This is a genomic window from Massilia sp. ZL223 (assembly GCF_018119395.1).
Lineage (GTDB): Bacteria > Pseudomonadota > Gammaproteobacteria > Burkholderiales > Burkholderiaceae_D > Telluria.
The window spans coordinates 44216-58566 of sequence record NZ_JAGPWD010000019.1 but is presented as its reverse complement, the minus strand read 5'-3'; the positions used below and the strand labels follow the sequence as shown (position 1 = coordinate 58566).

The 14351-nt window shown below is 65.7% G+C and carries 9 protein-coding genes; 3 read left to right on the top strand and 6 right to left on the bottom strand.

What is annotated here, in order from left to right; translation table 11 throughout:
• Positions 1–66: 66 nt before the first annotated feature.
• Both KBW95_RS13305 and KBW95_RS13300 read right to left on the bottom strand, forming a co-directional pair.
• Positions 67–1419: an MFS transporter gene (locus KBW95_RS13305; protein WP_211525699.1), complete on the bottom strand. Its 1353-nt coding sequence runs from the start codon at positions 1417–1419 to the stop codon at positions 67–69.
• Between the two features lie 86 nt (positions 1420–1505).
• The gene (locus tag KBW95_RS13300) at positions 1506–4352 is read right to left on the bottom strand and encodes a TonB-dependent receptor (RefSeq protein ID WP_229429734.1); all 2847 of its coding nucleotides are present in this window, start codon (positions 4350–4352) and stop codon (positions 1506–1508) included.
• A gap of 463 nt (positions 4353–4815) precedes the next feature.
• On the opposite strand from KBW95_RS13300, the gene KBW95_RS13295 reads away from it, so the two are divergent.
• The gene (locus KBW95_RS13295; protein WP_211525697.1) at positions 4816–5838 is read left to right on the top strand and encodes a porin; all 1023 of its coding nucleotides are present in this window, start codon (positions 4816–4818) and stop codon (positions 5836–5838) included.
• A gap of 72 nt (positions 5839–5910) precedes the next feature.
• Here KBW95_RS13295 and KBW95_RS13290 read toward each other — a convergent pair whose 3' ends face one another.
• Both KBW95_RS13290 and KBW95_RS13285 read right to left on the bottom strand, forming a co-directional pair.
• Positions 5911–7587, bottom strand: a complete 1677-nt coding sequence (locus tag KBW95_RS13290; RefSeq protein ID WP_211528476.1) for a methyl-accepting chemotaxis protein — start codon at positions 7585–7587, stop codon at positions 5911–5913.
• A gap of 21 nt (positions 7588–7608) precedes the next feature.
• The gene (locus KBW95_RS13285; RefSeq protein ID WP_211525695.1) at positions 7609–8088 is read right to left on the bottom strand and encodes a chemotaxis protein CheW; all 480 of its coding nucleotides are present in this window, start codon (positions 8086–8088) and stop codon (positions 7609–7611) included.
• A gap of 1380 nt (positions 8089–9468) precedes the next feature.
• Between KBW95_RS13285 and KBW95_RS24585 the strand changes: the two genes are divergently transcribed.
• A complete protein-coding gene (locus KBW95_RS24585) occupies positions 9469–10938 on the top strand; it encodes an ATP-binding protein (RefSeq protein ID WP_229429733.1) in 1470 nt (489 codons plus the stop codon).
• Here KBW95_RS24585 and KBW95_RS13275 read toward each other — a convergent pair.
• The gene (locus KBW95_RS13275; protein WP_211528475.1) at positions 10928–12559 is read right to left on the bottom strand and encodes a M28 family peptidase; all 1632 of its coding nucleotides are present in this window, start codon (positions 12557–12559) and stop codon (positions 10928–10930) included. The two genes, KBW95_RS24585 and KBW95_RS13275, sit on opposite strands and share 11 nt — an antisense overlap.
• A 128-nt stretch (positions 12560–12687) precedes the next feature.
• Between KBW95_RS13275 and KBW95_RS13270 the strand changes: the two genes are divergently transcribed.
• Entirely contained in the window at positions 12688–13095 is a 408-nt protein-coding gene (locus tag KBW95_RS13270) for a putative quinol monooxygenase (RefSeq protein ID WP_211528474.1), read from the top strand.
• Here KBW95_RS13270 and KBW95_RS24580 read toward each other — a convergent pair.
• Entirely contained in the window at positions 13092–14234 is a 1143-nt protein-coding gene (locus KBW95_RS24580) for a HAMP domain-containing sensor histidine kinase (protein WP_211528473.1), read from the bottom strand. The two genes, KBW95_RS13270 and KBW95_RS24580, sit on opposite strands and share 4 nt — an antisense overlap.
• Positions 14235–14351: the final 117 nt, after the last annotated feature.

Here is a 14351-nt window from a genome sequence, read left to right as displayed (position 1 = left end):
GTCCTTGCCTGCGCGGGGAGTCGTTACCGCCGGTGGCGGTAACGACGGTCTTTGAGCTAACGGTCTTCAGGTGGCGACGTAGCCGTGGGCGCGCATGTCTTGCTTGACGGTGTCGTAGTACGAGTCGCTGATGCGGTACTTGAACATCAGGGCGCCCATCAGGAAGTGGAAGAAGCCCGGGATCACGGACAGCATCAGGGCGATGCCCTGCAGCGCCAGGGCCGACTGCTCCTGGTTCGGCTGGTACTCGAAGTAGTTCAGCAGGATGCCCACCATGCCGCCGGCGACCGCCATGCCGGCCTTCTGGCAGACCGAGATGCCGCCGAAGGCGAAGCCGGAGACGCGCTTGCCGGTCTTGACCTGGCCGTAGTCGATGGTCTCGGCGATCGCCGACCAGAACACCGGCGCATGCAGGTCCACCACCAGCGACAGCACGAAGTAGAGGACGAAGGCCAGCAGGATGTCGCCCGGCTGCACCAGGAAGTAGATCATCACGCTCAGCACCGCCACCGCCAGCTGGGTGTAGCGGAACAGCTTGACCTTGCAGTAGAACTTGGTGGTCCAGGTGGACACCACCATGGCCAGGATGGCGGCCGCCACGCCGGTCGACAGGAAGGCCGAGACGGTGGCGGTGTCGCCGTGCAGGTAGTACTTGGCGTAGTAGATCGCCACCGAGCCGCGGATCACGTAGCCGATGGTGCCGGTCACGCACACGCCGCACAGGATCAGCCACTGGTCGTTCTGCAGCAGCACCCTTACCTGTTCCATCAGCGGCTGCTTTTCCACCTTGTGCACCACGCGCTCGGTGGTGGTGAAGAAGCAGAACAGGAACAGGCCCACGCCCATCGCCGCCATCACCGCCATCGCGGCCTGGTAGCCGGCGGCCGGGTTGGCGCCGTCCCACCAGCTGGCCAGCACCGGCACGATGATGGTCACCATGAAGGCGCCGATCTTGGCGAAGAACAGGCGGTAGCCGTTGGCCGACAGGCGCTCCTGCGGGTCCGAGGTCAGGCCGCTGATCAGGGAGATGTAGGGAATGCCCACGCCCGCCGTCATCAGGGTCATCAGGATATAGGTCGAATAGGCCCAGAGCAGCTTGGCGTCGTAGTTCCAGTCCGGCGTCGAGAACACCAGGAACACGCTCAAGCCATAGGGCACGGCGAGCAGCAGCAGCCAGGGACGGTAGCGCCCCCAGCGCGTCAGGACGCCATCGGTGATCTGTCCCATGATCAGGTCGGCGATCGCCCCCACCACCTTCACCGCCACAAACAGGGCGGCCAGGTCCGCGGTCCGGAGTCCGTAGATGTCGGTGTAGAAGAAGGTAATGATCAGCATCATCGACGAGATCACCACGTTGAGCGCCATGTCGCCTGCGCCGAAACCCACTTTTTCGAGGGTGGAGAGTTTTTGTGTTTGCATATAGCCTTCCCTTCCGAACGACCCGGGGGCACTGCCGGATACCTCCGTGCAGTGCCCCCCTTCCACTTAGGCGCCCCTGTCGGGGCTTACATCTTCCACCGCAAGGCGACCGAGACCGAACGTCCGACCTGGACCGTACCGAAATTGGTCAACTGCTGGTTACCCGCTTCGCCGAAGTGGTAGTACTGCCGCTGCATTTCGTTCGTCAAGTTGATCGCAGCGATATCGACCGACGTCCTGTCGTTGATTTTGTAGGAAACCTGCATGTCCACGCTCTTTTCCGGGTGACGCCAGATACCGATCGGATTGGCGAACAAGGCGGCTTCGTTGGCGGCCAGGAAGCCGGAACGCCAGACATAGGACAAGCGCGCGCTGACCGGGCCCTTCTCGTACGCCAGGGTGGCGTTGTAGGAACGGTCGGACACCCCGAAGAACGGCGTCTCGAGCTGAGCGATGATCTCGCCGGCACTATTCGCCTCGGGAACGTTCTGCGACGAGCTGAGTCGGGTATAACTGCCCTGGAAGCCCAGGCCGTCCAGCGGGCCCGGCAGCCATTTCGGGAAGTAGATCAAACCAATCTCGACGCCTTTGATCGTGCCGTCGGAAGCGTTGACCGGCGAGTTGATGACGTAGTCATAGCCGTTCGTATGGTCGCCGCCCGAGGTCGAGTTGCGGAACGGGTCGTCCGCCGGGTCGACGTGAATCTTGCGGCGCAGGGGCACGACCAGGCCGTCGATCTTGCGCTTGAACACAGTGCCGTAGAGTGCGCTGTCTTTCTGGAAATACCACTCACCCGTCAGATCGAAGTTCGTCGAGAGCGTCGGTTTCAGGTCCGGATTGCCGCCGGTGCCCGAGCCATAACCCACCCGCGACACGTCGTCGGCGAGTTGCAGGACAGGATTCAGGTCACCGAAGTTTGGACGGCGCAGGGTTTTACCAAAATTGAAGCGCGTCACGACGTCCTTGGCCGGGTCGTAGGTCAGCGTCAGGCTGGGCAGGAACTTGCTGGTCGACTTGCTGGCGCCGGACGCAGTGACCGCCTTGGTGGTGGCATCGACCTTATAGAAGGTCATGTCGGTATCGACTTTGGTGTAGCGCACGCCGGCATTGGCGCGCAGGCGATTGCCGAACAGCTCGCTTTGGAAGTTCCCCATCAGGTAGAGATTGCTCGTCTTTTCCTCGATCTCGAAGGTCTTCTGCAGGCTCAGTTTGTCCGTGGTCAGGAAGTTGCTGTTGACCGAGTTATAGAGCTTGCGCCACTCGTCGATATTGTCGCGGATATAGTAGGCGTTGGGCTCCACCCACGAGCGCGGAACGTCCGAGATGTCCGTGCCGAAGTTCGAGTTGGTAATGGCATACTCAGGCCCCAGCGAGGCGAGGTTGCGGCCCAGGAAGGCCGATTGCGTCCGGTTGGCTTCCGACGCCTTGCGTATGTCGTGGCGCACGCCGAAGTTAAGCGTTTCCAGCGGACCCCAGCCGGCATCGAAGACGCCCGCCAGCGCGGCCGTCGCGGCGCTGCCCTTGTTGCGGTTGGCGTTATCGTAGAACTCCGCCACATTCCACTTGCTCGGGTCGGCCAGCTCGGCATTGTCGTTGAAACGGAAGGCCGTATCGCCGCCGGCATTGAAGTCGACGTCGATAGACGGGGCGACGCGATCGATCCGGGTGGCGGTGAATTGCGTGTCGAACTCGCTCGTCTGGTAGGACAGATCACCGTCCAGCTTCAGGCGGTCGCCAATATTCCACTTGCCGTTCAGGGCATACACGAAGGAATCGGTTTTCGACGTGGTGTAGTCGCCGCTGTTGAAGCCATAGACGTTATTGACCGAGCGGCTCTTGATGACGTTCGTTCCCGGGAAGGTCGTAATCGTCCCCGCCGGGTTGCTGCCGAGGTCGCCCCACCAGTCGACAAAGCTGAACAGCAGCTGATTGAAGGCCTTGTCGCGATAACCGTTGTACATCGATTCGAAGGTGTAGACCGCATCGCTGTTCGGTTTCCACTGCAGGGCGATATTGGCGGCGGGACGCTTCCGTTCACCCTGGACATCGCTCTGGAAGACGGCGTCGCGCGCCAGGTAGTAAGGATAGGCCTGGCCGTTGAAATTCAGCGTCGAACCCGCTGCCATCGGCAGGCCGGTACGGGTACCGGGCGCCCAGATATTGTTGTCGAAGATGCGCTGCAGGGGCACGTAACCTGGTGGAACTTCGGCAGCATTGGGGCTGGTGAACGGCACCATGGCGCCCGGCGTCACGCTTTCGTTGCGGTATTTCGTCTGGGTACCCGCCAGATTGACCAGGGCGCCGACTTCGCCGATGCCGGTTTCCCAGCGGTTGCTGAACATGGCGCTGAGCTGCGGGTTCCACCTTTTCGCCGGATCCAGATAGGTCTCGCGCGCTGAAATCGACACTTGCGAACCCTTGAAATCGAAGGGGCGCAGCGACTTCACGTCGATCTGGCCTGCAATGCCGGTTTCCAGCTGGCTGGCGTCGCGCGTCTTGTAAACGTCGATCTGGCGAACCAGGGTCGAGGGAATGTCCTGAAGCGCGACCTGCGTGCCCGACGCGGTAAAGATATTGCGGCCGTTCCAGGTGGTCTGGACGTCGGGGAGGCCACGGATGGACAAGGTTCCGACTTCGCCGCCGGCGCGGTTGGTGACCTGGATGCCCGTCACGCGCTGCAGCGCTTCGACGACATTGTTATCGGGGAGCTTGCCGATGTCTTCGGCAACGACCGATTCCACGACCTGGTCGTTGAGGCGCTTGTTCGTCAGGCTCTTGATGAGCGATGCCTTGACGCCCGTGACGACCACGGTCTGCGTGTCGCCCGGCGCCGTCGTTTCGGCGGCCGCGGCGGGGGAGATTTCCTGGGCGCCGACCGTGGCGGCGCTCATCAGTCCGGCGCCGGCGAGTGCGGCGACGGTGGCGCGCAACATGAAGGTACGGGTGGGCGCAGCTTGGCCCGATGCTAAGCGTTTCATACGTCTCCTCTGTCGTTATTTTGGTGCGCCGGCGCTGGCTGCTCGCGGCTGCTTTTTTACATGCTCGAGAGGAATGGTAGGCGCTGCACTGAGAACGATCCAATCAATTTTTCCGCCGTTCCGATACCGATTTTAGTATCGACAAAGCAGTATAAATATGTTAGCGCTATCGTATTAAAGACAAGACTAGCGGAAATTGTGTACAATTCGCAACGCTCATTTTGCGAAGACACAATCAGCATAAGTATAGTGCTAAGGGTTATTGGTAAAGCAAGTGCTCACCTGTTATGGTACGGGGCAGCGATGTTTCCTTTTCGCAACTAATCCTGCCTTTCTCCCGGGCGGGGCAATGACAAACCGCTATCCTTCGTGTAATGATGGATTGGCATTTCAAATTAACTACTGGAGAGACTCATCCATGAATAAGAAGATCCTGGCAGCTGCCCTCGTTTCGAGCCTGCCCCTGTTCGCGCAAGCCCAGACCTCGGTCACCATGTATGGCGTGGTTGACGCGTCGTTCGGCATCGAAGACCGCGACATCGCCGGCGAAGACCACGCAGTGGTGGTTCAGTCGGGCACCCAATCGACCAGCCGTATCGGTTTCCGTGGCACCGAAGAGCTGGGCAACGGCCTGAAGGCGCTGTTCAACCTGGAAGCTGGCGTCGCTGTCGACTCCGGCGCCGGCGATTCGACCCTGTTCCAGCGCCGCGCAGTCGTCGGCCTGCAGGGCAACTTCGGTACCGTGACCGTGGGCCGTGAATACAGCCCGATCGCTGCAATCGCTCAAGCGACCGACGCACTGGGCCATGGCTTCTACGGCAGCAGCCTGGCAGCCTTCGCTACCCCGGCCGGCGCACTGCCGCGCGCTACCCGCCGCCTGTCGAACTCGGTCAACTACAAGAGCAACCCGTGGAACGGCGTTGTGATCGGCGCAGCCTACGGCGCCGGCGAGCGCCAGAGCGGTCCGTCGAACGACGTGCTGGGCATCTCGCTGGAAGCTACCCAAGGCAACCTGTACCTGGGCGCCGCCTACCAGGAAGTCGAGCGCCTGGCCGCCGGCAACGACAAGGAATACGCATCGGGCATCGGCTACAAGTTCGGCGCCTTCGAAGCGCGCGCTGGCTACCTGGTCGCTGACCCGACCGGCGCCAACAACGCCTACGAGCAGATCAACGTCGGCGGAACCTGGACCACCGGCCCGAACAAGTTCTTCCTGCAATTCCAGCGCCAGGAACTGGGCAACGGCGGCAAGGGCAACGGCTTCACCCTGGCCTACACCTACACCCTGTCGAAGCGTACCAACCTGTACGGCACCTTCGCCACCCTGCGCAACAACGACGTCGGCAACTTCGGCCTGACCTCGGCTGGCGGCACCCTGCTGTCGCCGCTCGTCGGCGCGGATCCGAAAGCCATCAACGTGGGCGTGCGTCACTCGTTCTAATCGACGCGCTCCAACGAAAAACGGCAAGCCCTCGGGCTTGCCGTTTTTTTTAGTCCTCGCCGGACGCCTGGATCAGAACTCTTCCCAGTCCCCGGCGGTGGCGCTTGCCTTGGCCTTCGCCGGCGCACGCGCAGGCACAGGCGCCGCAGCAGGCTTCGGCAGCGCCGGCGTCTTCACCTGAGCCGCGACCGGCGCCGCCTGGGCCGCGCCGATCTGGAACACGGCCACCGCCTTGGCCAGCATCGCGGCCTGCTCCTGCATCTGGCTCGACGCGGCCGCCGCCTCCTCCACCAGGGCCGCGTTCTGCTGCGTGGTCTCGTCCATCTGCACCACCGCCTGGTTGATCTGCTCGATGCCCGAGGTCTGCTCCATGCTGGCGCTCGAAATCTCGGCCATGATGTCGGTCACGCGGCGCACGCTGTCCACGATCTCCTGCATCGTCGCGCCGGCTTCGGCCACCAGCTTGCTGCCGCTGGCCACCTTGTCGGTCGACGCGCCGATCAGGGCCTTGATCTCCTTGGCCGCGTTGGCCGAGCGCTGCGCCAGGTTGCGCACCTCGCCCGCCACCACCGCGAAGCCGCGGCCCTGCTCGCCGGCGCGCGCCGCTTCCACCGCCGCATTCAAGGCCAGGATATTGGTCTGGAAGGCGATGCCGTCGATGACGCCGATGATGTCGTTGATCTTGTTGGCCGAGTCGTTGATCTCGCCCATGGTGCCGACTACCTGGCCGATCACCTGGCCGCCGCGCGCGGCGACGTTAGCCGCCGCTTCGGCCAGCACGTTGGCCTGGCGCGCGTTGTCGGCGTTTTGCCTGACGGTCGAGGTCAGCTCTTCCATCGAAGACGCGGTCTCCTCCAGCGCGCCAGCCTGCTGCTCGGTGCGCGAAGACAGGTCCTGGCTGCCCGCCGCCACCTGGGCCGCGGCCACCGCGATGGTGTCGGTGCCGGTGCGGACCACGCCCACGGTGCGCGCCAGGTTCTCGTTCATGGCCTTGAGCGCCTGCAGCAGCTGGCCCATCTCGTCGCGGGTGTCGACCTGGATGCGGCTGGTCAGGTCGCCGGCGGCGACGGTGTTCGCCACCTCCAGCGCCTTGGCCACCGGACGCGTGATCGAGCGCGTGATCGACCAGGCCACTGCCGCGGCCAGCGCCAGCGCGCCAAAGCCCAGGCCCCACATCAGGATGCTGGTGCTGCGGTAGGTGCGGGCCGCCTCGGCGGCGGCGTCCATGGCGATCTGCTTCTGCAGCGCGCTCTGCTCGGCGGTGGCCTTCTTCAGGCGCACCAGCAGCGGGCGCAGCTCGCTCTTGAGCAGCGAGCGCGCGGCGTCCAGCTCGTCGAGATTGATCAGGCGGATCAGCTTGTCCTGGCCGCTCACGTAACCGGCGGTTTCCTGCTTCATCTGCGCCAGCAGTTCCTTGCCGCGCGCGCTCACGAGCGACTTGTCCAGCTCAGCGAGGATCGCATTCATGCTGCGGCGGTGCTCGATGACTTCCTCGGCCAGCTTCTGGCGGTCGGCCGGGTCGTCGGTCAGCATCATGTTGCGGATCGCGATGGCGATGTCGTTGATGTCGGCCTGCATCTGGCCGGTCATTTCGATCTTCGGCATGCGCCCGTTGACGATTTCGTCGGTGCCGGCGTTGACGCGCGCCAGCATGGCATTGCTCAGTGCGACCATCAGCACCAGCATGGCGCAGACGATGCCAAAGCCCAGCGCCAGGCGCTTGCCGATCTTGAGGTTGGCGAGTTTCATGTTCTTGTTTCCTCCGTGGCTTCAGGCGGCGTGCGGCAGCGACGCTACCAGCCCCAGTTCGTCGGACTGCATCAGCTTGTCGATGTCGAGCAGGATCAGCATGCGCTCGCCCACCGTGCCCAGGCCGAGCAGGCAGTTGGTCTCGACGCTGGCGCCCATGTCGGGGGCCGGGCGGATCTGGTCGCTCGCCAGCGTGACCACGTCCGAGACGCTGTCGACCACCATCCCGATCACATGCTGCGCGATGTTCAGGATGATCACCACCGTGAACGAGTCGTACACCGGCTCGCCCAGGCCGAACTTGATGCGCATGTCGACGATCGGCACGATCGCGCCGCGCAGGTTGATGATGCCCTTGAGGTAGGCCGGCGCGCTGGCCAGCCGGGTCGGCGCGTCATAGCCGCGGATCTCCTGCACCTTGAGGATGCTGATTGCGTATTCTTCTTTTGCAAGGCGGAACGACAGGACTTCCTGTTCTTCCGCCGTCTTTACCGATTCCATGTGGGCTCCAGATGCGTCAATGTTAAGTCTTGCTACTCAGCAAGATACATTACGGCCAAGCGGGCGCAAATTCGATGGAGAAATCACAATTTCGGGAAAATATTTCACGTTCGGGCTGCGCGCTATGGCGCGCCTGCAACGGATGAGCGTCCGCGCGCCCCAGGTGCAGGCGCACCTGTGGCCGTCCATGCAAGTGGCGCGTACTGAAATCGGCGTCTTGTCGGATTGCACGTAGAATTCCGCTGTCCAGCCCACCCCGGAAAACAATGTGAACGGTGACGATGTGTCGACCATCCGCAGACCGCTGCGGGCCTACCTGCTGTGGCTGGTGCTGGCCACCCTGCTGCCGGGGATCGTCGGGGCCTCGCTGCTGTTCGTCCACCAGTACCAAAAGGCGCGCGCCCAGTTCGAAAAGAACACCATGCAGACGGTGCGCGCCCTGGTCCATACCGTCGAGAGCAAGCTGCTGCGCGGCCAGGCCATCGCCCAGACCCTGTCGACCGCCGAAGCCCTCGAGCGGGAGGACTTCGCACGCGTGCACCGCCAGGCGCGCGAGGCCTTGTCGCTCACCGGCGCCAGCATGAACGCGGTCCTGCGCGACCGGCGCGGCCAGCAGGTCATGAACACCGCGGTCGACTTCGGCGCCGCGCTGCCGCTCGACCATTCGCCGCAGATCGACAAGGTGTTCTCGACCGGCAGGCCCTCGGTGGCGAACGTGTTCACCGGCGCCGTGCGGCGCCGCCCGACGGTGAGCGTGGACGTGCCGGTGCTGGTGCGCGGCGAGATCGCCTACGTGCTGAGCATCGGCCTGCGCCCGGACTACTTCGACGACGTATTGACGCCCAAGTCGGTGCCGGAGGGCTCGGTCGCCTCGATCTTCGACGCCGCCGGCGTGATCTTCGGGCGCAACGTGAGTGCCGACGTTTTCATCGGCAGGCGCGTGACCGAAAGCCTGTTCAAGACCATCCAGCGCTCGCGCGAAGGCGTGTTCGGCGCCACCACCCAGGAAGGCGTGGACGTGCTCACCTTTTATTCGCGCTCGGAGCTGACCGGCTGGGGCGTGGCGGTCGGGGTGCCGCGCGCCGCCCTGATCCAGTCGCTGCTGCAGCCGCTGGCGGTGCTGCTCACCGGCCTGGCGCTCTTGTTCGCCATCGGCTTGTGGCTGGCCTGGCAGATCGGCGGCCGCCTGGCGCGCTCGGTGCGCGGCCTGCACGAGGGCGCGGTCGCCCTCGGCCGGGGCGAGCCGGCCCCGCCCTTCCGCGAAGCCTATGTCAGGGAAGCCGCCGAAGTGGCCGAATCGATCGGCACCGCCTCGCGCCTGCTGGCCGAGCGCGCCCAGGCGCTGGCGGCCAAGGAGAGGAGCTGCGCGAATCGCACCTGTTGGCGCGCTTCGGCACCTGGCACTGGAACCTGGCCGACGACAGCATCGAGACCTCCGATTCGGTGCCGGCCATCTTCGGACGCCCGGTGCCGCCCTTCCCCCGGCTGCGCGGCTCCCTGCTGCCCGAGGCATCGTGGCAGCGCATGGACGGCCTGCGCCGCGAGCTCGAACGCAAGGGAGGCAGCGGGCGGCTCGAACTCGAGGTCAACCACGCCGACGGCCGGCACATCTGGATCGACTGGCGCGCCGACAGCATCGCCGCGCCCGATGGCCGCGTGAGCGCTTTGCGCGGCACCCTGCAGGACATTACCGAGCGGGTCAAGGCCGAGCAGGCGCTGCGCCAGGCGGACACCCGCAAGAACGAATTCCTGGCCATGCTGGCGCACGAGCTGCGCAACCCGCTGGCGCCGATCGCCTCCGGCGCCCAGCTGCTCGGCCAGGGACGGCTGGAAGCCGCGCGCATCAAGCAGATCAGCGAGATCATCGCGCGCCAGGCGCGCCACATGGCCGGGCTGGTGGACGACCTGCTCGACGTCTCGCGCGTCACGCGCGGCCTGGTGACCATCGCCAAGCAGCGCCTCGACATCAACGAGGTCGTGGCCGACGCCGCCGAGCAGGTGCAGGAAGCCGTGCGCCGCAAGGGCCACCGGCTCGAAGTCCGGCTGCTGCCCGAGCCGGCCTGGGTGCTGGGCGACCGCAAGCGCCTGGTGCAGGTGGCGGGCAACCTGCTGCACAACGCCGTCAAGTTCACCGCCGACGGCGGACGCATCGAGGCCGCGCTGAGCGCCGATCCTGAATCCGTCCGGCTGCGCGTGAGCGACAACGGGATCGGCATGTCGCCGCCCGAGCTGGAACGCGCCTTCGACATGTTCGTGCAGGGCGAGCGCACGCCGGACCGCGCCTTGGGCGGACTGGGCATCGGCCTGGCCCTGGTGCGCAGCCTGGTGCAGCTGCATGGCGGAACGGTGGCGGTGGAGAGCGCCGGCGCGGGGCTGGGGAGCAGTTTCACGGTCACCCTGCCGCGCTGCGCCGAACGCGGCGCCCAGGGACCGGACGCGGGCGCGGATGCCGGCGCCGCCGCCGAGGCGCGCCGGCTCAGGGTGATGGTGGTGGACGACAACCAGGACGCGGCCGAGGTGCTGTCCATGTACGTGGCCGCCAACGGCCACGAGGTGCTGGCCGAGAATGCCTCGCCGCGCGCCCTCGAGCTGGCGCCCGGCTTCGGCCCGGAAGTCTGCCTGCTCGACATCGGCCTGCCCGACATCGACGGCCACGAGCTGGCGCGCAGCCTGCGCGCGGACCCGAGGACGCGCGGCGCGATCCTGGTCGCCGTCACCGGCTACGGCCAGGACCAGGACCGGCGCGCCAGCGCGGCGGCCGGCTTCGACCATCACCTGGTCAAGCCGGTCGACATGGCGAACCTGGGCCGCATCCTGGAGCAGGCCGCGGCCCGCACGGTCAGCGTTTGACTTGACCGAAGCTGTCGCCCTTCTTCCACGTAGGCATGGCCGGCGCGTTGGCCACGGCGTAGCCGAGGTTGAGCGTGAACTGGGCCTGCTGCACCATGCCCGACAAGTCCCAGTCCGGGCGGTATTCGTCGCTGATCTGGTGGTAGTGCTGCTTGAAGCCCACCATCTTCTGGCTGGACGTATCCTGGCCGTGCTCGAACTCGAAGTGGCCGTCGCCCGAGAACACGGCCGAGCCGACATTAAAGGCCGGCACGCCGGCCTTGGCGAAGTTGAAGTGGTCGGCGCGGAAGTAGGCGCCGGACAGGTCGGGAATGGTCGGCGCCAGCTTCAGGCCCATCTTCCGCGCCACCGCCTTCGCCGTGTCGTACAGGCTGCTGCGTTCGGCGCCGGGCACGCCGATGTCCCTGGTGCGGCCGACGAAGTTCAGGCTGTCCAGGTTCAGGTCGGCGGCGGTGCGCGCCAGCGGCACTACCGGATTCCTGACGTAGGCGGCGCTGCCCAGCAGGCCCTGCTCTTCCGCCGCCGGCCACAGGAAGACCTGGGTGCGTCGGGTGGGCTTCTTCACCGCCTCGGTGGCCATCGCCAGCAGCGCCGCCGTACCCGAGGCGTTGTCGATGGCGCCGTTGTAGATGCGGTCTTTCTTGCGTTCGGCGGCGGGACCTTCGTCCATGCCCAGGTGGTCCCAGTGCGAGGAATACACCACCGCCTGTTCCTTCAGCCTGGGGTCGGTGCCGGGCACGATACCGACCACGTTGAACTGCTCGACCTGGCGGATCGCCGACTTGAGCTCGACGTGGGCGCCGATCTTCAGGTCCACCGGGCGGAAGTCGCGCCTTTCGGCTTGCGCGCGCAGCTGGTCGAGGTCGTGGCCGGCCGCCGCGAACAGCGCGCGCGCGGTATCCTCGTGCAGCCAGCCTTCGACGGGATTGCCGGCGCCGGCCAGGTGGAAGCGCTCGTGCGAGAAGCCGTTGGCCGGCACGCTCCACGGATAGGAGGACGACGGCAGGGTGTGGATCAGGAGCGCGCCGGCCGCGCCCTGGCGCACCGCTTCCTCGAACTTGTACAGCCAGCGGCCGTACCAGGTGTAGGCCTTGCCGGCGAAGCGGTTCGGTTCCTCGCTGGTGGGCTGCGGGTCGTTGACCATCATGACCAGGATCTTGCCCTTCATGTCCTGGCCCTTGTAGTCGTTCCACTGCTCTTCCCCGGCCGTGACGCCGTAGCCGACGAAGACCAGCGGCGCGTCGAAGGCCAGCGCGGTCTTGCCGCTGGCGGTGCCGAACACGATGCCCTTGCCGATCTCCGGGCTGATGCGCTTGCCGCCGGCCTCGAAGCTCACGCTGCTGCCCGGCAGCAGCCGGGTGCCCTCGATCCTGACCGGCTGGCGGTAGCCGCCCCCCTGGATCGGTTGCAGGCCTATCAGGGCCGCCTGGGTCTCGAGGTAGCGCACCGTGAGGTCGCCGCCGCGCTGGCCGGTGCCGCGGCCTTCCAGCAGGTCGTCGGCCAGGAAGGACAGGTGGGCGCGCAGCGCCGTCTCGGAGATCGCGGGAGCGGCCTGCTGGGCGTGAAGGGAATTGGACAGGGCGGCGGCGCCGGCGGCCAGGGCAAGGGAAGAAAGTCGCATCGCGGATTCGCAAGGGTTCGAAAAAATGCATCTTACTCCAGCATGCATATGTTCGCGAAAGCGCTTGGCCACGCGTGCGCCGCGTCCTATACTCCACCTTCACCTTCACCTTTCCACAAGGACGCGCCATGGCTGTTTCCCGACGCACCGCGGTGGCCGCACTGGCCGCCCTGCCGCTGGCGGCGCCAGCCGCCCTGGCCGCTCCCGCCACCAAGGACACGCCTCGCATGTACGGATTGATCGGAAAAATGCGCGCCCAGCCGGGCCAGCGCGACGCGCTCATCGCCATCCTCCTCGAAGGCACGGCCGCCATGCCGGGCTGCCTGAGCTATGTCGTCGCCAAGGACCTGGCCGACGCGGATGCGCTGTGGATCACCGAGACCTGGGACAGCCGCGAAAGCCACAAGGCTTCGCTCTCGCTGCATTCGGTGCAGCAGGCGATCGCCAAGGGGCGGCCGCTGATCGCGGGCTTCGGCGAGCGCTTCGAGACCGAGCCGGTCGGCGGCCAGGGACTGATGGGTAAATCGACAGCCTAGGCGGCCGTCGGCGCGCCTGCGAAGGGGCGCGCGTCGGTGGGGACGTCGATGACGAAGCTGGTGCCCTCTTCCTCGGAACTGGACATCAGGACGCTGCCGCCGTGGGCTTCGGCCACGCGCCGCACGTAAGGCAGGCCGACGCCCCAGCCTTCGCCCGCTTCCTGGTTGCCGGCGCGCCGGAACAGCTGGAAGATGCTTTCGCTGTCTTCGGGCGCGATCGGCTTGCCCTGGTTGTGCACCAGCACCTGCACGCGTTCCGTGGTGGTGGTGACGGCCAGGCGGATCGGCGCGTTCGAGCCGTACTTGATCGCGTTGTTGACCAGGTTCTCGATGGCGCGCTGCATTGCTTCACGGGACCACCAGCCCGTGACCGGTTCGACTTCGAGCTCCAGTTCCACTGCATGAAAATTCTGGGCGTATTGCGCCACTTCGCGCGCCACGTCGGCCATGTCGACGTGGGAGATGTCCAGCGTGAAGGGGCCGGTCTTGCAGAACGAGATCCGGTCCAGCAGCTCGCGCGTCATGACATCGATGCGCTTGGTGCTGGCGACGATCTTGTCCGCGTAGCGCTTGACCGTCTCGTCGTTCGAGGTATGTTCGATCATCTGGGCCGCCATTTGCGCGGTCGAGAGCGGCGTGCGCAGGTCGTGCGCGACCGCGGCCACGTACTGCTCGCGCAGCGCGGCTTGCACCACGGCGAAGGAATTGGCGCTTTCGCGGATGGTGGCGTCGATGCTGGCCACCAGGTTGGCGCGCTCGTCCTGGGTCAGCGCCACGCCGGCCTGCTCCAGCGCCGCGAACAGGGTATCGCGGAAGATCTGCAGCTCGTGGATCAGGGCGGTGGCGTCGTAGACCGTCATGCGGGCGCGCTCGCCTCCGTGCTCGCTGGCCACCGCGCCCAGGTCGTTGTGGGCGCGCGCCGAATAGCCCGGCGTGAGCAGCGCGGCCAGGGTGTCGTAGTAGGCCGGCAGCGTGTTCTCCAGGATCGGCACCGCCAGGGAGCGCGCCTGCAGCACGGTCTTGCGCACGTTCGCCATCCATTGTTCCATCACCTGGGCGCGCAGGGACAGCATGGCACGGGTGGAGGGAGACAGGTCTTCCTGGTCAGGCGACAGGTGTCCGGTCAGGTTGGCATTCACGCAGTGCTTCCTTAGTTAAAAAATGAACAACGAAGGTGAGCAGAGTCTACACGAGGGAGTGCGCGCACGGCGCGTGACTGGGCTTGAGGGTGGAATGCTGGGATGCAACTATTTGTG